Source organism: Actinomycetospora sp. CA-084318, from assembly GCF_050955885.1.
In the GTDB taxonomy this organism is placed as follows: domain Bacteria; phylum Actinomycetota; class Actinomycetes; order Mycobacteriales; family Pseudonocardiaceae; genus Actinomycetospora.
The window spans coordinates 1422899-1439835 of the sequence record NZ_CP192098.1; the positions used below are offsets into that span (position 1 = coordinate 1422899).

Annotated in this window: 23 protein-coding genes; 14 read left to right on the forward strand and 9 right to left on the reverse strand. The window is 75.0% G+C overall.

The annotated features are described in order from the left end of the window. Window positions 1–67 precede the first annotated feature (67 nt). Window positions 68–796 (reverse strand): hypothetical protein, encoded by a 729-nt coding sequence (locus ACQPYX_RS07025; RefSeq protein WP_433802185.1) that lies wholly within the window; start codon window positions 794–796, stop codon window positions 68–70. Continuing rightward, the gene (locus tag ACQPYX_RS07030) at window positions 793–1431 is read right to left on the reverse strand and encodes an RNA polymerase sigma factor (protein WP_433802186.1); all 639 of its coding nucleotides are present in this window, start codon (window positions 1429–1431) and stop codon (window positions 793–795) included. The genes ACQPYX_RS07025 and ACQPYX_RS07030 overlap by 4 nt, the downstream gene beginning before the upstream one ends. 257 nt (window positions 1432–1688) lie before the next feature. Between ACQPYX_RS07030 and ACQPYX_RS07035 the strand changes: the two genes are divergently transcribed. After that, entirely contained in the window at window positions 1689–1952 is a 264-nt protein-coding gene (locus ACQPYX_RS07035) for a hypothetical protein (RefSeq protein ID WP_433802187.1), read from the forward strand. A 70-nt stretch (window positions 1953–2022) separates the two neighbouring features. On the opposite strand, the gene ACQPYX_RS07040 is transcribed toward ACQPYX_RS07035, so the two are convergent. Beyond that, window positions 2023–2913 carry a DUF2188 domain-containing protein gene (locus ACQPYX_RS07040; protein ID WP_433802188.1) on the reverse strand — a complete coding sequence of 297 codons (891 nt, stop codon included), beginning with the start codon at window positions 2911–2913 and terminating at the stop codon, window positions 2023–2025. Between the two features lie 150 nt (window positions 2914–3063). Then, window positions 3064–4053 (reverse strand): alpha/beta fold hydrolase, encoded by a 990-nt coding sequence (locus tag ACQPYX_RS07045; RefSeq protein WP_433802189.1) that lies wholly within the window; start codon window positions 4051–4053, stop codon window positions 3064–3066. A gap of 85 nt (window positions 4054–4138) precedes the next feature. On the opposite strand from ACQPYX_RS07045, the gene ACQPYX_RS07050 reads away from it, so the two are divergent. From ACQPYX_RS07050 to ACQPYX_RS07065, 4 genes are read left to right on the forward strand one after another with little or no spacing between them, the layout of a single operon-like run. Further along, a complete protein-coding gene (locus tag ACQPYX_RS07050) occupies window positions 4139–4804 on the forward strand; it encodes a hypothetical protein (protein WP_433802190.1) in 666 nt (221 codons plus the stop codon). 29 nt (window positions 4805–4833) lie between these two features. Beyond that, window positions 4834–5133 carry a YrhK family protein gene (locus ACQPYX_RS07055; RefSeq protein ID WP_433802191.1) on the forward strand — a complete coding sequence of 100 codons (300 nt, stop codon included), beginning with the start codon at window positions 4834–4836 and terminating at the stop codon, window positions 5131–5133. A gap of 4 nt (window positions 5134–5137) precedes the next feature. Next, a complete protein-coding gene (locus ACQPYX_RS07060; protein WP_433802192.1) occupies window positions 5138–6199 on the forward strand; it encodes a glycosyltransferase in 1062 nt (353 codons plus the stop codon). A 37-nt stretch (window positions 6200–6236) separates the two neighbouring features. Next, window positions 6237–6998 carry a hypothetical protein gene (locus ACQPYX_RS07065; protein ID WP_433802193.1) on the forward strand — a complete coding sequence of 254 codons (762 nt, stop codon included), beginning with the start codon at window positions 6237–6239 and terminating at the stop codon, window positions 6996–6998. Here the strand turns inward: ACQPYX_RS07065 and ACQPYX_RS07070 are convergent. Continuing rightward, the gene (locus ACQPYX_RS07070) at window positions 6959–7186 is read right to left on the reverse strand and encodes a hypothetical protein (protein WP_433802194.1); all 228 of its coding nucleotides are present in this window, start codon (window positions 7184–7186) and stop codon (window positions 6959–6961) included. The genes ACQPYX_RS07065 and ACQPYX_RS07070 overlap by 40 nt on opposite strands. 131 nt (window positions 7187–7317) lie before the next feature. Here ACQPYX_RS07070 and ACQPYX_RS07075 point away from each other — a divergent pair, with 131 nt between their 5' ends. The 5 genes from ACQPYX_RS07075 (at window position 7318) to ACQPYX_RS07095 (ending at window position 10923) form a co-directional block, all read left to right on the forward strand. Further along, on the forward strand, window positions 7318–7809 hold the full coding sequence (locus ACQPYX_RS07075) for a VOC family protein (protein WP_433802195.1): 492 nt from the start codon (window positions 7318–7320) through the stop codon (window positions 7807–7809). A 70-nt stretch (window positions 7810–7879) separates the two neighbouring features. Next, a complete protein-coding gene (locus tag ACQPYX_RS07080; protein ID WP_433802196.1) occupies window positions 7880–8056 on the forward strand; it encodes a hypothetical protein in 177 nt (58 codons plus the stop codon). Between the two features lie 64 nt (window positions 8057–8120). After that, complete coding sequence (locus ACQPYX_RS07085; RefSeq protein ID WP_433802197.1) at window positions 8121–8939, forward strand: LLM class F420-dependent oxidoreductase; 819 nt, start codon at window positions 8121–8123, stop codon at window positions 8937–8939. Window positions 8940–9067: 128 nt separating this feature from the next. After that, a complete protein-coding gene (locus ACQPYX_RS07090; RefSeq protein ID WP_433802198.1) occupies window positions 9068–10306 on the forward strand; it encodes an amidohydrolase in 1239 nt (412 codons plus the stop codon). Next, window positions 10303–10923, forward strand: coding sequence for a trimeric intracellular cation channel family protein (locus tag ACQPYX_RS07095; RefSeq protein WP_433802199.1), 621 nt, complete (start codon window positions 10303–10305; stop codon window positions 10921–10923). The genes ACQPYX_RS07090 and ACQPYX_RS07095 overlap by 4 nt, the downstream gene beginning before the upstream one ends. Window positions 10924–10927: 4 nt before the next feature. On the opposite strand, the gene ACQPYX_RS07100 is transcribed toward ACQPYX_RS07095, so the two are convergent. After that, a complete protein-coding gene (locus ACQPYX_RS07100; RefSeq protein WP_433802200.1) occupies window positions 10928–11395 on the reverse strand; it encodes an NADAR family protein in 468 nt (155 codons plus the stop codon). Between the two features lie 246 nt (window positions 11396–11641). Between ACQPYX_RS07100 and ACQPYX_RS07105 the strand changes: the two genes are divergently transcribed. After that, the gene (locus ACQPYX_RS07105) at window positions 11642–12223 is read left to right on the forward strand and encodes a TetR/AcrR family transcriptional regulator (RefSeq protein ID WP_433802201.1); all 582 of its coding nucleotides are present in this window, start codon (window positions 11642–11644) and stop codon (window positions 12221–12223) included. Between the two features lie 62 nt (window positions 12224–12285). After that, window positions 12286–12492, forward strand: a complete 207-nt coding sequence (locus tag ACQPYX_RS07110) for a hypothetical protein (protein ID WP_433802202.1) — start codon at window positions 12286–12288, stop codon at window positions 12490–12492. 53 nt (window positions 12493–12545) lie between these two features. On the opposite strand, the gene ACQPYX_RS07115 is transcribed toward ACQPYX_RS07110, so the two are convergent. After that, the gene (locus tag ACQPYX_RS07115; RefSeq protein ID WP_433802203.1) at window positions 12546–12992 is read right to left on the reverse strand and encodes a cupin domain-containing protein; all 447 of its coding nucleotides are present in this window, start codon (window positions 12990–12992) and stop codon (window positions 12546–12548) included. 140 nt (window positions 12993–13132) lie between these two features. Here ACQPYX_RS07115 and ACQPYX_RS07120 point away from each other — a divergent pair, with 140 nt between their 5' ends. Beyond that, window positions 13133–13486: a hypothetical protein gene (locus ACQPYX_RS07120; RefSeq protein ID WP_433802204.1), complete on the forward strand. Its 354-nt coding sequence runs from the start codon at window positions 13133–13135 to the stop codon at window positions 13484–13486. A gap of 73 nt (window positions 13487–13559) precedes the next feature. Continuing rightward, a complete protein-coding gene (locus tag ACQPYX_RS07125; RefSeq protein WP_433802205.1) occupies window positions 13560–14399 on the forward strand; it encodes a CHASE3 domain-containing protein in 840 nt (279 codons plus the stop codon). A 33-nt stretch (window positions 14400–14432) separates the two neighbouring features. Here the strand turns inward: ACQPYX_RS07125 and ACQPYX_RS07130 are convergent, their stop codons facing one another. After that, window positions 14433–15806: a mycothione reductase gene (locus ACQPYX_RS07130; RefSeq protein WP_433802206.1), complete on the reverse strand. Its 1374-nt coding sequence runs from the start codon at window positions 15804–15806 to the stop codon at window positions 14433–14435. Between the two features lie 37 nt (window positions 15807–15843). Further along, window positions 15844–16932 carry an NAD(P)-dependent alcohol dehydrogenase gene (locus tag ACQPYX_RS07135; protein ID WP_433802207.1) on the reverse strand — a complete coding sequence of 363 codons (1089 nt, stop codon included), beginning with the start codon at window positions 16930–16932 and terminating at the stop codon, window positions 15844–15846. Between the last annotated feature and the right edge of the window lie 5 nt (window positions 16933–16937).

The following is a 16937-nucleotide window of genomic DNA, read 5'->3' on the forward strand; positions in this document are numbered from 1 at the left end:
GTACCGCCCCGGGTGGGCGGCCGTGCCCGTCGAACTCAGTGGTGTGACACCGGATGGCGCCCGATCGTCACGGACCTTTCGAGTGAGCTGGCTCTCCCGTACCTGAACGGGGGAGGAGGACCTCGTCGATGACGACCGTGACCGCGACCGGCTCCAGGCCGGTGTTGGCGCGGACCCCCGCGACCACGGCGGCGCGCACCTCGTCCGCCAGCGCCCGCAGGTCCCGCCCGTACTCGGCGGCCAGCACGATCTCGATGGCCGTCGAGGCGCCGGCGACCCCGGCGCTGGCCTGCGGTTCGCGGCTCATGTCGCGCGGTTGGGCGGTGTGGATCGAGGTCTCGGGGAACTCGGGATCGCGGTCGCCCCGGCGGTGTCCGGCGCGGTCGAGCTTGCCGAGCGCGCCGCGGACCCCGACCACGCGGGCGGCGTGGTGGCGCGCGATGGCCGCCACGACCCGCCCGGAGATGCGGGTGTGGCCGAAGCCCTCCTCGAGCCGGGCGAACTCGGCGTCCTCGGTGACGCCCCGGATGCTCGACAGCACCTCGTCCAGCACCCCGGGCGGGGCCTGCGGGCGGTCGGCGGCGACGCTGCGCATCGGCGCCCAGAGGCGGTCGAACTCGGCGAGCGCGGCCTGGCAGTGCAGGCAGCCGCGCTGGTGCTCGTCGCGGGCGTCGGGACCGTGCTCGGTGACCTGCTCGAGCAGCTCCTGCGGGTCGCGTCCGCAGGGCAGCGCGGCCTCGGTCCCCAGGAGGTCGACCGCAGAGTCGGTCGCGGAGTCGGCGGGCCGGTCGGTCATGCCCAGCTCCTCATCTGCTTGACCAGGTGGGCGCGCGCCCGGGCGAGCCTGCCGCGCACCGTGGCCTCCGGCACCTTGAGCACGGTGGCCGCCTGCGCGTAGCTCAGGCCCTCGAACTGGATCAGGACCAGGGTCACCCGCAGTTCCTCGGGCATCTCCGCCAGGGCGGCGATGCCCGCCTCGAGTTCCTGCCCGGCCACCACCCGTGCCTCGGGACCCGGTGCCGTGGGGTGCGTCGTCTCGGTGAGCTCCTCGGTGGGGCGACGCCGGCGCCGCAGGTTGAGGCACCGGTTGACCACCACGCGGTAGAGCCAGGTGGTGAAGGCGGCGCTGCCGGTGAAGCTCGACAGGCCGGTCCACAGCTGGATGGCGATGTCCTGGGTGACGTCGTCGGCGTCGGCCGGGTCGGCGAGCACCCGCAGGGCGATCCGGTAGATGCGGTCGCGGTGGCGGCGCAGCAGCTCCTCGTAGGCGTCGACGTCGCCGTCGACCACCCGGCCGACGAGCCACCGGTCGACGTCCGGGTCGTCACCCGGCGGCTGCGGACGGCCGCCACCGTGCCCGGCACGAGCGGGATCGGGTCTCTCGACGACCGCCCCGGGGGGCGGGTCGGGGTCGAGCGTCGATGCCGGCACCCGGTCCACCGTGACCTTCCATGGCGCCGGGACGTGCCCCACCCGCTGCTCGAGTGACCGGCTCCCACGCTCCGTTCCCCATTGGTTGAACGCTGTCCCATTGCGTGGCACCAATCACACGGACGGCGGATGACGACGCGGCCGGTCGCGGTGTCCCACCGACACAGCATCTGAACCGGCCGAGCCCGCTCGCGGGCACGACCCCCGACCCGTGCTCCGCGTGCTCCCGGCCGCCGCCTCGACGGAGGTGAGCCGCCATGACGCCCGACATCCACGCGCTCCGGCTCCGGGCCCTCGCCGTGCCCGGGGTTGCCCGACTCGCCGACCACCACGGGTCGTCCGGGGAGTGCACGTCGCGCGCCGCGCTCCGGGTCTTCGACGCCCACGTCGAGATCGACCTCGTCCTGCTGGCCGGGGCCTCCCTGACGGCCACGACCGCCGCGCTGCGCCGCGTCCTCGCCGACGAGGTCGGCGGGCGGGAGCTGCACCTCACCGTCGTCGACGTCGACCCCACGCCCTGAAGGCAGGAACGACGAACGGGCCGGGCCCACCCTCCTCGGGGGACCCGGCCCGTCGTCGTGCCGCGACCGGTCAGCGGTTCGCGAGGCGTCGCGCACCGCGGTTGGCCTGCTCGCCGCCCTTGGCGGCGCCGAGGCCGACGAGACGCAGCCCGCCCGTGGCGACGGCGCCGACGACCCGCCCGGTGACGCGCACCGGATTGAGCAGGGCCGCGAGCCGGTCGAACGGGGTGGCGGCGGCCTCGGTGGCCGCGTGGATGGCGTTGCCGGTGCGGTCGGCCACCGAGTCCAGCTCGCGCTGCGCGCGGGCGCCCTCGCGGGCCGCGCGGTCGGTGACGTCGACGAGCTCCTCGCCCGCCTCGCCCGCGGTCTCGCCGACCACGGCGGCCGCACGACGGCCGAGGCCGCGCGCCTCGCCGGCGATCTGCCGTCCGGTGCGGTCGGCCTGGTCGGCGATCTGCCCGCCGGTCGTCCGCGCGATGGAGGAGACGTCCTGGGCGGCCGAGCGCAGCGACTTGTCGCCGGAGCGCACCTCGTCGACCTGCGCCTTGACGCCGTCGGCGGCGGCCGCGGCGGTCGCGCGGGCCTTCTCGGCCCCGTCCTCGGCCTGACCGGCCGTCTTCCTCGCGACCGTCCTCGCGTCCGCGCCGATCTCCTGCGCGTCCTCCTTGACGGCCTTGCCGGCGGCCTTCGCGGTCTCCTTGCCCTTCTTGCCGGTGACGGCCGCGGCGAGCTCCGTGGCGACCGCGGCGGCGTCGTCGGCGTCGCGCGCCACGGCGCGGCGCTCGACCTCCTTGCCGTCGCGGTCGTGCACGATCACGTCGCCGCCGCCGTCGTTGGCGACGATCTCCACGGCGCGCGTGATGGCCTCGGCCTGCACGGCCAGCACCGCGCTCGCCCGGCTCGCGTCGGTCTTCTCGACGGCCCAGCCGTCGTCCACCGCGCGTACGTGTCGATCCGACATGGTGTCCTCCCGTGTGTTCGAGTGGCTCTTCCCGTGCACCTCGGGCGCCCGAGGACGGACGCACACGAGGCGATTGCCCGGTACGACACGCCGGGGGTAGCCACCGTCATGGACGGGGCGTGTTAGTCCCGACACATGCCGCGCCGTCCGCTATCCGCCGGCCGGCTCGAGCTCGGCGTGCGCCGCGATGCGGGCGGCCTGCTCGCGGACGCTGCGGTGGCCGGGCTCGGTGTGGTCGAGGAAGTCGACCAGCAGCCCGGTGAAGCGCACCGGGTCGTCGGCGTGCGGGAAGTGCCCGGCGCCCTCGAAGAGCTCGAGCCGGCTGCCGGGAATCAGGGCGTGCGCGCGGTGGCCGTGCGCCACCGGGATCATGGAGTCGGCCGTGCCCCAGACGATCAGCGTCGGCAGGCCCTCGGTGAGGTAGAGCCGCTCGGTGGCGCGCACCCGCTGCCCGCCCGGGTCGAGGACGCTGCGCGCGGTGTGCAGGAAGGCCTGGCGGTGGTCGGGGTCGGCGAGCGAGGCGAAGGAGCGCGCCGACTCGCCCACCGAGCCGCGCAGCAGGCCGAGGCCCGGCACCGTGTGCACGAGCCGGTCGATCCCGGCGACCACGTGCCGGTTGGACAGCACCGCGAGGACCCACTCCGCGAACGGGAGCGTCGCGGCGCGCAGCACCGGGCTCACCTCGCGGCCGAGACCACCGGAGGCGACGAGGACCAGCCGGTCGCAGTGCTCGGGGAACTGCAGCGCGAACTGCTGCACCACCCCGCCGCCCAGCGAGTGCCCCACGATCGCGGCGTGGTCGTAGCCCAGGACCGCGAGCAGGTCGCGGACGCCGGTCGCGTAGCCGCCCAGCGAGTAGTCGGCCCACGGGGCGGACGACGACCCGTGACCGACGAGGTCGGGCACGATGACGTGGCGGTGGTCGCGGCGCCGGGCCAGCTCGGCGAGGACCGGCTGCCAGGTCTCGGCGCTGCCGGCGATGCCGTGCACGAGGACGACCACCTCGCCCTCGGGGTGGGTCCACGGGCCCTCGTGGCCGTCGTCGACGTGGTGGGCCGGGATCGACTCCCAGAACCCCACCGACTCGCCGTGCACGACGACCGTCCGTCGGCGCGTGCGTCGGGCGATCGTGGTGTCCATGTCGGCGGGTTTCCCGACGGGAGGTCCCGGAGCACCGTGACGCCCGTGACGACGGGGGGTGTGACGGGGGAGGGATCATCGGGGGATGACCGACGTCGCCGCACCGCGCCCACCCGTCCCGGCGCGGGTGGTGGCGATCGTCGCGGTCGCCCTCGTCGGTGCCGCGGTGGGGACCGGCCTGTTCGTGGTCGCGGCCTCCGTCGGGCTGCGGCCGTGGCGCTACCCGGGCCTCTCGCCGCTGGTCACGGCGTCGTACGCGGTCGTCGGCACCCTGCTCGGGGCGGTCGCCTGGCGACTCGTCCGCCAGCGGGCACGCCGACCGCGCACCGTCCTCGGGTGGTCGGTGGCGGCCGTCGTGGCCGTGACGCTCGGCGCCGACCTCGTCGCGGGCGTCGACGGACGCCTGCTCGTGGGCCTCGCCTCCGCGGCCCAGCACGTCGTGGTGATCGCGGCAGCGGTGGCGGTGTTCTGGTGGGCGATGCCGGTCCCGCCCGACGACGCCGCCCGGGAGGTGCCGCCCGGGCCGCTCGCCGGGCTCCGGGCGCCCGCGCGCCTGGGCCTCGCGGCGGTGCTCGTCGTGGCGGCGGGCGTGTGGGTGGTGGTCAACAAGGCCGTCGAGGGGCCGACCCTGCTGGTGATCACCGGCCGGCACGGGCTCACGGTGGCCGACCTGTTCTCGGTCGCCGCCCTCGTCACCGCCGGGTACCTGCTGCGCGGCGCGCTGCGCGGCAGTGACCGGCGAGACGGCTGAACCGCGCCCGCGCCGGGAACTCGGCCGCCATGCCGTCGACCGATGCCCCGCAGCCACTCGTGTTCACCCTCGGGGACCGGGAGCTCGTCATCCGCCGGCGCTACCAGGCGCTGTCGATCGTCAACGACATCCTCGTCGCACTCTGGTTCCTGGTCGGCAGCATCATGTTCTTCTCCGAGGCGTGGACCTACACGGGGACGTGGTTCTTCGTCATCGGCAGCGTCGAGCTGCTGATCCGCCCCGTGATCCGGCTGGCACGCCAGGTCCACCTGCAGCGTCTGCCCGGGTACGAGGGCCGGCCGACCCCCGAGTCCGAGCACGACTTCTGAGTCGGTGCGGACCCTGCGGATCGTCCCGCACCTGCGCAGCTCGGTGGTCGAGGAGATGCCCGTCGACCAGGCGCTGCTGTTCACCTCCGAGCGCGGGGACGCCGACGTCTCGCTCTACGCCGGGCGCGAGGTGGCACCGTTCTCGTGGCGCGCGTTGCTCCGGGCGCTGCGCCACCCGGACCTCGAGCTCCTCGAGGTGGCCGAACCGCTCTGGACCGCGGAGTGGGTCCGCGCGCTGCGCTACGTCGTCCTGGCACGCCTCGTCCGGCCCCGCCGGCGGGTCGCGGTCGCGACCTACGCCATCGAGAACCTGGACGCCCGGGAGCGGCTGCGCCGCCTGGGGCACCGGCCGGTGCTCGGGCCGCTCGCCTCCCGGCTGGCGGTCCTCGCCACCGGTGTCTCGATGCTGCTGCTCGACGCCGTCGTCTTCGGGACGACGGGCGCGGCCGAGAACCACCGCCGCGTCTTCGGGCCGGCGCTGCGCCGCACCCGGCACGCCGTGCTGCCGCCGCGGATCGGGCCCTGCAGCGTCTGCGGACCGGTCGACACGGACGGTCCCCGCGAGCCGATCGTGCTCTTCCTCGGCGCCCCGAGCGCCCGGAAGGGCTTCGACGGGCTGATGGCGGCCTGGGCGCGCAGCGGGGCGGCCGGGCGGGGCCGGCGGCTCGTCGTCTGCGACCCGGAGGGCGACCGCGCGCACCCCGACCTCCCGGTCGGGGTCACGGTGCGGGTCGCACCGCCCCGGGCGGAGATCCACGACCTCCTGCGCACCGCGGCCGTCGTCGCGATGCCCTCCGTGCGTCGTCCGGGGTGGCGGGAGCAGATCGGCCTGCCGCTGGTCGAGGGGCTCGCCCACGGCTGCCGGGTGCTGACCACCACCGAGACCGGTCTCGCCGGCGACCTCGACGACCACCCGCGGGTCGTCCTCACCGCCCCGGGCGACGTCGAGGACCTCGCCGCGGGCCTCCGGCGCGCCCTGGACGCGCCGTCGACCGGGACATCGCGGTACAGGGGGTACACGAAGGCGGAGGTCGTCGCCTGGTGGCTCGACGCCGTGGGGCGCTGACCTCCGGGGCCGTGCCGGCGCCGAGCATGCTGGCCCCGTGCCTGACGACGCCGCCCCGCCCCGGTCCCGCCGTGCCGCGCTCGGTCTCCTCGCGGCGGGCCTCGCCGTGCCCGCTCTCGCGGCGTGCTCCTCCGGGCACGACCACGCGCGTGCCGCGGCGTCCGTCCCCGTGGGGACGCCCCGGCCCGGCACGACGATCATGATCGTCCGGCACGCCGAGAAGCCGGACGGCTCCACCCACGGCGTCGACGCCGACGGCTCGACCGACGACGAGGGCCTGACACCGCGCGGCTGGTCCCGCGCCGGTGCCCTCGGCACGCTCGTCGCACCGCTGGTCGGACCGGTGCGGTCGGGCCTCGTCCGCCCGACGGCGCTGTTCGCCTCCGACCCCGGCGACCACGGCAGCCGACGCCCGGGACAGACGCTCACCGAGGTCGCCGCGGCGCTGCGGCTGCCGATCGACACGACGATCCGCAAGGCCGATCACGCCGGCATCGCCGCCGCGCTCGTCGCGGCGGGCGGGGCGCCCCTGGTCGCCTGGCAGCACGAGGACATCCCGGGCATCGTCGCCGCGCTCGGGGCGGTCACGCCGACCCCGCCCGCGGCCTGGCCGGGGGACCGGTTCGACGTCGTGTGGGTCCTGCGCGCGCAGGGTGCCGGGTGGTCGTTCGCCCAGGTCCCGCAGCTGCTGCTGGCCGGGGACTCCCCGGCGCCCATCACCGGTGGGGCGTCCGGCCCCGACGACCGATCCGCTCCGCGCTACGGGTCCGGCGGGTCCTCCGGCCGCTCGCCCTCGTAGAGCCGGCGCAGGAGTTCGTCGTCCTCGCGCACCGGCCGCTCGCGGTCCAGGCGGCCGAGGACCACCTGTTGCCACACGGCCATCACGGCGTCGTGCGTCGCCGGGCGCAGGGCGTCCTCGACGGCGTCGGACAGCTCGGGCCCGGGGTGATGCTCATCCGGGTCCGTCGGGTCGGGTTCGTGGGTCACGGCCCACCTCCGTCGCTCTCGGACGCCTTCCAGCATGACCCCGCGCGAGGCCCGGCGTCGACCCGGAGCATGTAGTTGACGATTGAACTACATGGGCCTACCGTCGACGACGTCGATCCCAGGAGGTCCGCATGAGCACCACCCACGACGTCTCCGCCGACCGTGCCGCACTCCGGGCGGAGTTCCTCGCCCCGGCCGCGGAGCGACCCGCCTCGACCGCGCGGGGTCTGCACCACACCGCGCTGGTCTCCTCCGACGTCCGCCGGACAGTCGAGTTCTACCAGGGGGTGCTCGGCTTCCCGCTGACCGAGCTGATCGAGAACCGGGACTACCCGGGGTCGTCGCACTTCTTCTTCGACATCGGGAACGGGAACCTGCTGGCCTTCTTCGACTTCCCCGGCCTCGACCTCGGCCCGTACGCCGAGGTCCTCGGCGGTCTGCACCACGTCGCGATCTCGGTCGAGCCGGAGCGCTGGGAGCACCTCCGGGCGCGGCTGACCGAGGCCGGCGTCGAGCACGTCGTGCACAGCGGTGTCTCGATCTACTTCCGCGATCCCGACGGGGCCCGGATCGAGCTGATCGCCGACCCGCTCGGCGAGATGTACGGCGAGGTCGTCCTCTGAGTCGGACGTCGACGCCGTCCATCCGGCGCACGAGGTTTCCGCGACCCCCGGAACGGCTACCGTTCCGGGCGTGCGTGACGAGGAGTTCCGCGCCCTGACCGAGTGGCTCGCGCAGAGCCCCGCGGGGATCGGCGCCGACACCGCGGAGGCCGAACTGCTGGCCGACTGGCGGGCGTCGGTCAGCGCGGCGCGGTGGGCCCGGCTGAGTCCGGCGCCCGGTGCCGCCCCGGGAGCGGCGACCGCCTGAACGGTCCGTCCCCGGACCGGTCCCGCACTGGCGGGCGGGACACCCGCGAGGCGATCATGAGCGGGTGAAGTACGGGGTCGTGCTGTTCGCCACCGACGAGACCATCGCTCCCGCGGCCCTCGGGCCCGCGCTCGAGGAGCGGGGCTTCGAGTCGCTGTTCGTGCCGGAGCACTCGCACATCCCCGTGCGGCGGGAGAGCCCGGCCCCCGGTGGCGGGGACCTGCCGCGCCACTTCTCGCGCACCGTCGACGTCTTCGTCACCCTCGCCGTCGTCGCGGCCACGACGACGCGGCTCACCCTGGCCACCGGCGTGGCGCTGCCCGCCGAGCGCGACGTCTTCCACACCGCCAAGCAGGTCGCGAGCCTCGACCTCGTCTCCGGCGGCCGGGCCCTGTTCGGCGTCGGCGCCGGCTGGAACCGCGAGGAGGCCGCCGACCACGGGATCGACCCCCGCCGACGCGGGCGCATCCTCGACGAGAAGCTCGCCGCGATGGCCCGGATCTGGGCCGACGACGAGGCCGAGTTCCACGGCGAGTACGTCGACTTCGACCCCGTCTGGTGCTGGCCCAAGCCGGTGCAGTCGCCGCCCCCGATCTACGTCGGCGGCGACAGCGACGCCGCGCTGCGCCGGCTGCGCGACCACGGCCAGGGCTGGCTGCCCGACAGCGGCGACGCCGGGTCGTACCGCCGGGTACGCACCTGGCTCGACGACGAGGGCCGTCCCGACGTCCCGTTCACCGTCTTCGGCGCCGACCCCGACACCCTCGACCCGGACGGCTACCCCGAGGTCGGCGTCGACCGGATCACCTTCTGGGTCGACCCAGGCCCGGAGCGCGACGTCCTGACGAGACTCGACGAGATCGCCGCCCGCTGGCTCCGCTGATCCCTTCCCGGTGGCAGCGAAGCGTCGTTGCTGTCAGCCAGTGGCAGCAACGACGCTTCGCTGTCATCCGGAGGGGCGCGACCGCGACGACGTAGCGTCCCCGCCGACGCACCGCAGGAGGTCACGCCATGACGCTGTTCGACGGGCTCGACGACCTGCTCCCGGGGACCCGGGAGTTCTACACCGACCTGCACGCCCACCCCGAGCTGTCGATGCAGGAGCACCGCACGGCGGGTCTCGCGGCGGATCGGCTCGCGGCGGCCGGGTTCGAGGTGGTCACGGGGGTCGGGCCGACGGGAGTCGTCGGGGTCCTGCGCAACGGCGACGGCCCGACCGTCGCCCTGCGCGCGGACATGGACGCGCTGCCCGTGCGGGAGGCCTCCGGGGTCCCCTACGCCAGCACGGCGACCGCCACCGACGACGAGGGCCGTGCGACGCCGGTCGCGCACGCGTGCGGGCACGACATGCACGTCGCGTGGCTCGCCGCGGGCGCCGCGCAGCTCGCGGCCCGCCGCGACGCCTGGTCGGGCACCGTCGTCGCGGTGTTCCAGCCGGGGGAGGAGATCGGCGCGGGCGCGCAGGCGATGGTCGACGACGGGCTCGTCGACCGGGTCCCCACCCCCGACGTCGTGCTCGGCCAGCACGTGATGCCCGCGCCCGCCGGCGTCGTCAGCACCCGGCCGGGCACCGTCACCTCCGCGTCCGACGTCTGGCGCATCCGGCTGTTCGGCCGCGGCGCGCACGGCTCGATGCCGGAGGCCTCGATCGACCCGGTGGTGCTCGCCGCCTCGACGGTGCTGCGGCTGCAGACCGTGGTCTCCCGCGAGCTCGGGATGAACGAACCCGCCGTCCTGACCGTCGGCATGCTGCAGGCCGGGTCGAAGGAGAACGTCATTCCCGACGAGGCCGTGATCGGCCTGAACCTGCGCTGCTACGACGAGGGCGTCCGCGCCCGCGCGCAGGCGGCGATCCGGCGGATCGTGGCCGCCGAGGCGGAGGCGTCGGGGGCGCCGCGGCCACCGGAGATCACGCCGGTGGAGACCTACCAGCTCACCGACAACGACGAGGCCGCGACCGGGCGGGTGCTCGACGCGTTCCGGTCCCGCTTCGGCGACCACGTGGTGCCGATGGGACCGACGTCGGCCAGCGAGGACTTCGGCGTGCTCGGCCGGGCCTGGGGTGCGCCGTCGGTGTTCTGGTTCGTCGGGGGCACCGACCCCGAGGCCCACGCCGCGGCCGAGCGCGACGGCCGCCTCACCGAGCTGCCCACCAACCACAGCCCGGCCTTCGCGCCGGTGCTCGACCCGACCGTCCGCACCGGCGTGGAGGCCCTCCTGACCGCGGCGGGGGCCTGGCTCGCGCCATGACGACGGCGCTGGTGCTCGACCTCGTCGGGACGTTCGCCTTCGCCCTCAACGGGGCGCTCACCGCGGTCCGCGCGGCACGGCTCGACCTCGTCGGCGTCGTCGTCCTCGGCATGATCACCGCGCTGGGCGGCGGCATCATCCGCGACGTCCTGCTCGGGGCGTTGCCGCCTGCGACGTTCAGCGACTGGCGCTACCTCGTGGTCGCCGCGGCGGGCGGCCTGGTCGCGTTCGGGCTCTCCCGGCAGCTCGAACGGGCCGCGCTGCCCATCACGGTGTTCGACGCCCTCGGACTGAGCCTGTTCGCCGTCACCGGCGCGGGGCGGGCGCTCGACCTCGGCGCCGGGGTCGGCCAGGCGATGCTGCTCGGCACGATCACCGCCGTCGGCGGCGGGACGCTGCGCGACGTCCTCGTGCGCCGCGTCCCGAGCGTGCTCTCCAACGAGCTCTACGCCATCCCCGCCCTCGTCGGCGCGGCGATCGTGGTGATCCCGGAGCGGTTCGGCGCGGGCGGGCTGGTCTGGGTGTTCGTGGGCGCCGGCGCCTGCCTGACGATCCGGCTGCTCGGCATCGGTTTCCGACTCGACGCACCGCGACCGCCGGGTGGCTCCGCGGCGTGAGGCCCTACGCCCCCAGCTGGTGACGGAGCACTCCCCGCCGCTCCATCAGCAGCACGCCCAGCAGGTTGCGGCCGCGCCCGTCGCTGACGCCCCAGAGCTGGTCGCCCCAGTCGTTGCCCTCGATCAGCGTGGCCTCGCCGGTCGCGAGCAGGAACCGCCCGGCCTCGGAGTCGGGCGTGAACTTCGCGGCGAGCGCGCGGCGCATCACCGCGACCCGCCGGTCCCGCCAGTCGGGGACCATCGTGACCGCCCGCCCGAGCTCCTTGGCCTCCGCCGGGGTGGCGGCGTCGCGGATCCGGGCGTGGTCCTCCGGCGAGACGGCCTTCATGGCCTGGAAGTAGTGCTCGACGGTCGGGTACCGCTGGCCGTCGACCTCCATCGGGTGCTCCGCGAAGTTCGACAACGTCCAGGTCGGGCCGCGGAACTCGGCCACCGTGTCGCTGAGCACGATCGGAGCGTCGTCGTCGGTCACGGCGCGAGCCTGCCACGCCGTGCGGTCACCGTGCGGTCGCTGTGCGGTCGCCGCGAGGGCTCCATGAGGCGGTCCGGCGGGCCGCGCAGCCCTGCCTGCCGTGCACCTCGGCGCGGGCCCGGCCGCCGCAGGAGCGACATGGTGCAGGCCAGATGGCCCAACTCCCTCCCCGGTGCCCGCGTGGACCGCCGTGGGAAGGGACACCAGGGCATAACCTCGATCGGGGCGAAGCCACCTGGAGGCGCCATGCCGAGGACCCGCGACCGGATGGTCGACAGCGCCGCGACGCTGCTGCGCGAGTACGGAACGGCGGCCACCACCATCGACGCCGTCCTGGCCCACAGCAGTGCGCCGCGTGGATCGGTCTACCACCACTTCCCGGGCGGTCGGCGGGAACTGCTGGCCGCGGCCGTGACCCGGGCCGGCGACGGCGTCTCCGACCTGCTCGGTGGCTACACGGCCGACGCGGACTCCCCGTCGGCGATCCTGCGCCGGTTCGCCTCGCTCTGGCGGAGCCGCCTCGTCGCGACCGACCACCGCGCGGGCTGCCCGCTGGTGGCGGTCGCCGTCGACCACCCCGCCGACGAGCCGGAGCTCGTCGACCTGGTCCGGTCGATCGTCGAGCGGTGGACGGCCGAGCTGCGCTCCGGTCTCGTCGCGCAGGGCGTCCCGCCCGGGCGAGCGGCGACGCTCGCGGCGCTCGTCCTGTCGTCGGTCGAGGGGGCGGTGGTCCTGTGCCGGGTCGAGGGCAGCGCGGCGCCGCTCGACGCGGTCGTCGCCGAACTGGAGCCGCTCCTGGACTCGGCCGCGCGACAGACATTCCCCTGAGCCCGGTCGGGTACTGCCGCGTCGGGGCACGGACCGGCCGTGCCGACATCCGAGGGAGAACCATGGCTGGCATCGCGGACAAGGTGGACAAGGCCTGGGAGGGCAAGGACATCAACGAGATCGCCGACGCGCCGGTCGAGGCGCTGCAGGGCGTCTCGGAGGCCGACGCGAAGCACCTCAAGGACGCGTTCAACATCAAGACGGTGCGGGACCTGGGCACCAACAAGTACTTCCTCTGGGCCCAGGGGATCGCCAAGCTCGCGGAGTGAGCCGAGCGTGAGCCCCTCCCGACGGCGGGTCGCGCGACCCGCCGTCGGGACCCTCAGCTCTCGAGCGGGGTGAGCGCCGGCAGGTTGACCACGATCGCCTCCTGCGTGGTCCGGGAGATCACGACGACCGCCGGGTGCTCCGGGTCGGGGTTCTCCTCGCGGTGCGGCACCCACGGCGGGACGTAGACGTAGTCGCCCGGCTCGGTCTGCAGCACGACCTCGCCCTCGCCGTCGTGGAAGACGAAGCGCGGGCGCCCCGACACGACGTAGATCGAGGTCTCGGACTCGCCGTGGTGGTGGTCCGACGAGGCCGTGTCCGGCGCGACGTGCGTCTCGCCGGTCCACAGGGCCGACGACCCGACCGACTTCCCGCTGACCGCCTCCAGCCGGCGCATCCCGCCGGACTGCGCGGTGTCGCCGGTCAGGTCGGCCGACCGCACGAGGTGGACCCGGGTGTGGGCGGGACGGTCGGGCAGGTCGGGGTGGAACGGCTCGGACACGGGGCGGCTCCCTGCGCGGTGACGGGCGGGACGGCGTGAAGCTACCCCGCGGCGGGGACGGATGTGGATCACCCGGCGGCCCACGGTGCGATGACCACCCGGCGGGCACCCTGGGGGTGTCGACGACGACGGGAGGGCGCGTGGTGGCCGCCGGGAACGGGGAGGACGCCGGGACGCTGCGGACCGCCGCGCGTCTGCTGGAGGAACTGCGGGCGCGCACCCCCGGAGGGGAGTGGGAGGTCGGCGGGCTCCTCGCGACCCGTCCGGAGATCGTCGCGCGACACGCGGACGGCAGCAGCGAGCACGTCGCCGAGACCCGCGCCCGGACGTCGGCCTGGATCGCCGGGCTCGCCCCGTCGCTCGCGGCGCCCCTCGTGACCTGGCTGCGCGCGACCGCGGACGCGGTGGAGGCCGGACGGGCGTCCGCCGACGTGGCCGGCGCCGCGACCGCGTTCGCCGCGGCCGTCACCGACCGGCTGGACGGCCGCGCCTGACCGGCCCCGACCCGTCGTCGGGAACAGGGTTTCTCGACGCGACCGTCGCGCGCAGCTTCCGTACTGTCGCCGGGTGGCCCGACGACTCGCCGACCTGTGGAGCGCCGTGGCCGGGCCGGCGATGCGCTGGTGGGACGCCGTCCCGATGCGGGTGCAGGGCCGGATCACGATCGCGCTGCCGCTGGTGGCGGTCGTCATCTCGGCGTGCCTCGCGCTGAACGGCAACCTGACCCGGGTCGCGATCGAGACCGACATCCAGCGGAAATTCGAGATCACCGCGGCGCTCGGCGACCTGTCCTCGCTGATGGTCAACGCCGAGACCGGGATGCGGGGCTTCCTGCTGACCGGGCAGCAGGAATTCCTCGAGCCGTTCGGCCAGGCCACCCGGCAACTGCCGGGCGCGTTCGGACAGCTCACCGCGCTCACCACCGACGAACCCGGCGAGAAGCCGCGCGAGGAGATGCTCGGGCGTCTGCGGGACCTGGAGACCCTGACCGGGCAGCAGATGGCCGACCTGTCGTTCCAGCAGCAGTTCGTGACGGGCGGCGGCAGTCCGGAGGACCCGGAGATCCGGCGGCACCTCGAGTACGGCAAGGGGTTGATGGACCGCATCCGCGCCCAGGTCGCCGACTTCCAGGGCCAGGAACGGGCGCTGCTCGACGAGCGGATCACCGACATCAACGACATCCGGGTGCGCGACTACATCTCGGTCGCCCTGGCCCTGGTGGCCGCCCTCGCGACCCGGTTCCTCGCCTGGTTCCTCTTCCGGCGCGGCATCCTGCGGCGCGTCGAACGCCTGACGACATGCCTGCGCGGGCGGCGCGAGGGCACGCCGGCGGAGCTGCCGGAACCGACGAAGCGCGACCAGATGGGGCAGCTCGAGCGGGAGGTCCACCAGGTGCTTCGCAGGTGAGCAGACAGGGTCGCTACCCAGCGACCCTCCTGCTCACCTGCGCAGCACCTGCCGCAGGGCGTTGTCGACGACCTCGGTGAGCGCCGGGTGGATCCAGTACGGCCGGCCGGAGAGGGCGGCGGCGTCGATGTCGAAGGTCATGGCGAGCGCGAGCGGTTGGATCAACGTCGGCGCCTCGGGGCCGAGGATGTGGGCGCCGAGGATCCGGCCGGTGCCGCGCTCGGTGAGCACCTTGCAGAAGCCGGTCTCGTCCTCCATGGCCCAGCCGTAGGCGACGTCGGCGAACGCGACGCGACCGACCTCGTAGTCCAGACCCTCGTCGCGGCACTGCGCCTCGGTCCGGCCGACGGTGCCGATCTGCGGGCTGGTGAACACGGCGGCGGGGACGACGGCGTGGTCGTTCTCCCGCAGGTCGTCGGGGTGCAGGAGGTTGTGCGCGACCACCTCGGCCTCCCGGTTCGCGACGTGCTTGAGCTGCACCGGGGAGCAGACGTCGCCGAGCGCCCAGACGCCGTCCGCCGACGTGCGCCCGAACGCGTCGACGGCCACCCGCCCGTCGTCGTGGGTCTCGATCCCGGCGGCGTCGAGGTCGAGCGAGTCGCCGTTCGGGGTGCGGCCGACGGCGACGAGCAGGGTGTCGACCTCGACGCCTGTGTCGTCGTCGAGCCGGAGCCGCAGGGCACCGGGCTCGCCGTCCACGGCCGTGATCTCGCGGCCGAGGTACAGCTCGTAGCGCTCGCGGGCGATCTCGGTGAACGCCGCGGAGATCGACTCGTCCTGCGGCCCGAGCAGCTCGTCGGCCAGGTCGATCATGACGATCTCGGCGCCGGCGGAATGGAAGACGTGCGCGAGCTCCGCGGCGATGTAGCCGCCGCCGAGCACGGCGAGGCGCCGGGGCAGGGCGTCGACCCGCATGATCGTGTCGGAGGTGTGGAACGGCAGGCCGGACCGCTGGACCGGCGGCGGGACCACCGGGCGGGCGCCCGCGGCGATGACGACCCGCTCGGCCCCGATCTCCGTGGACCCGCCGGCGTGCAGGTCGACGACGAGGGTGCGCGGCCCGGTGAAGCGGGCCGCGCCCGCGTAGACGGTGACCCCGTCGTCGTCCTCGCGTCCCTTGCGCCCCTCGGCGGCGAGGGGGTCGAGCCGGCCGAACACCCGGTCGCGCAGCCCCGGCCAGGCGATGCCGTCGAGCTGGGCGCCGACGTCGTACACCGCGGAGTCGCGCACCGTGTCGGCGACCTCGGCGCTGTAGGCGAACATCTTCGTCGGGATGCAGCCCCGGTTCAGGCAGGTACCGCCGAACTCGGTCGCCTCGACGATCGCGACGTCGAGGTCCGCGAACTCGTCGGAGACCACCATGTTGCCCGAACCGGAACCGATGACCACGAGGTCGTGTCGACGCACCGGCCCACCGTAAGTGCGCTTCGGGTCCCCGCGCGCGTCAGGGAACGAGCACCGGCTTGACCACCTCGCCGGCCAGCGCGGCCCGCTCGGCCTCGTTGATCTCGCTCAGCGGGTAGGTGCGGACGAGCCGGTCGAACGGGAAGCGGCCGCCGCGCCAGAGGGCGATGAGGCGGGGCAGGAAGGTCTGCGGCACGGCGTCGCCCTCGAGGATGCCCATGACGTTGCGCCCCACCGAGAGGTCCATCGGCTCGAGCGAGAGCGGCCCCTGCTGGACGCCGACGAGGCCGAGCGTGCCGGTGGGGCGCAGCGCACGCAGCACCGCGGTGGCGACCGGCGGCAGCCCCGTGGTGTCCAGGGCGTACTGCGCGCCGCCGGTGGCCGCGAGCAGCGCGGCGGTGAGGTCCTCGGCGCGGCCGTCGACGGTGGCGGTGGCGCCGAGCTCGGTGGCGAGCTCGAGGCGGGCGGGGTTGACGTCGACCGCGACGATCGTGGCCGCCCCGGCGACCCGGGCGGCCATGACCGCGGACAGGCCGACCGCGCCGACCCCGGAGACGATCACCGCGCTGCCGGACCGCACGCGCAGGGCCTCGAGGATCGACGCGGCCCCGGTCTGGACGCCGCAGCCGAGCGGGCCGAGCAGCTCGATCGGCAGGTCGGGGGCGACCTTGACGGTGTTCCGCTCGGCCACGAGCGCGTGGCTGGCGAACGACGACTGGCCGAACCAGCGGGCGGCGACCGGCCCGCCGTCGGCGTCGCGGACGTCGTGCCCGGGCTCCACGAGACCGGTGCCGAACAGGTTGCGCTCGAAGAACGTGGCGCAGTACGAGGGGTGTCCGTCGACGCAGTTGTCGCAGGTCCGGCAGGAGTCGAACGACAGCACGACGTGGTCGCCCACCGCGAGCGAGGTGCCCGGCCCGACCGCCTCGACGACCCCCGAGCCCTCGTGGCCGGCGATCACCGGCAGCGGGATCGGCAGCGCGTCGGTGCGGGGGAGCTCGTCGGTGTGGCAGATCCCGGCGCCCGCGATGCGCACGCGGACCTCGCCGTGGCCCGGCTCGCGCTGGTCGACGGTCTCGAGGGCGAAGGCGCCGGCGCGGTCGCGCAGCACGGCGGCGGTGATCTGCATGGGGT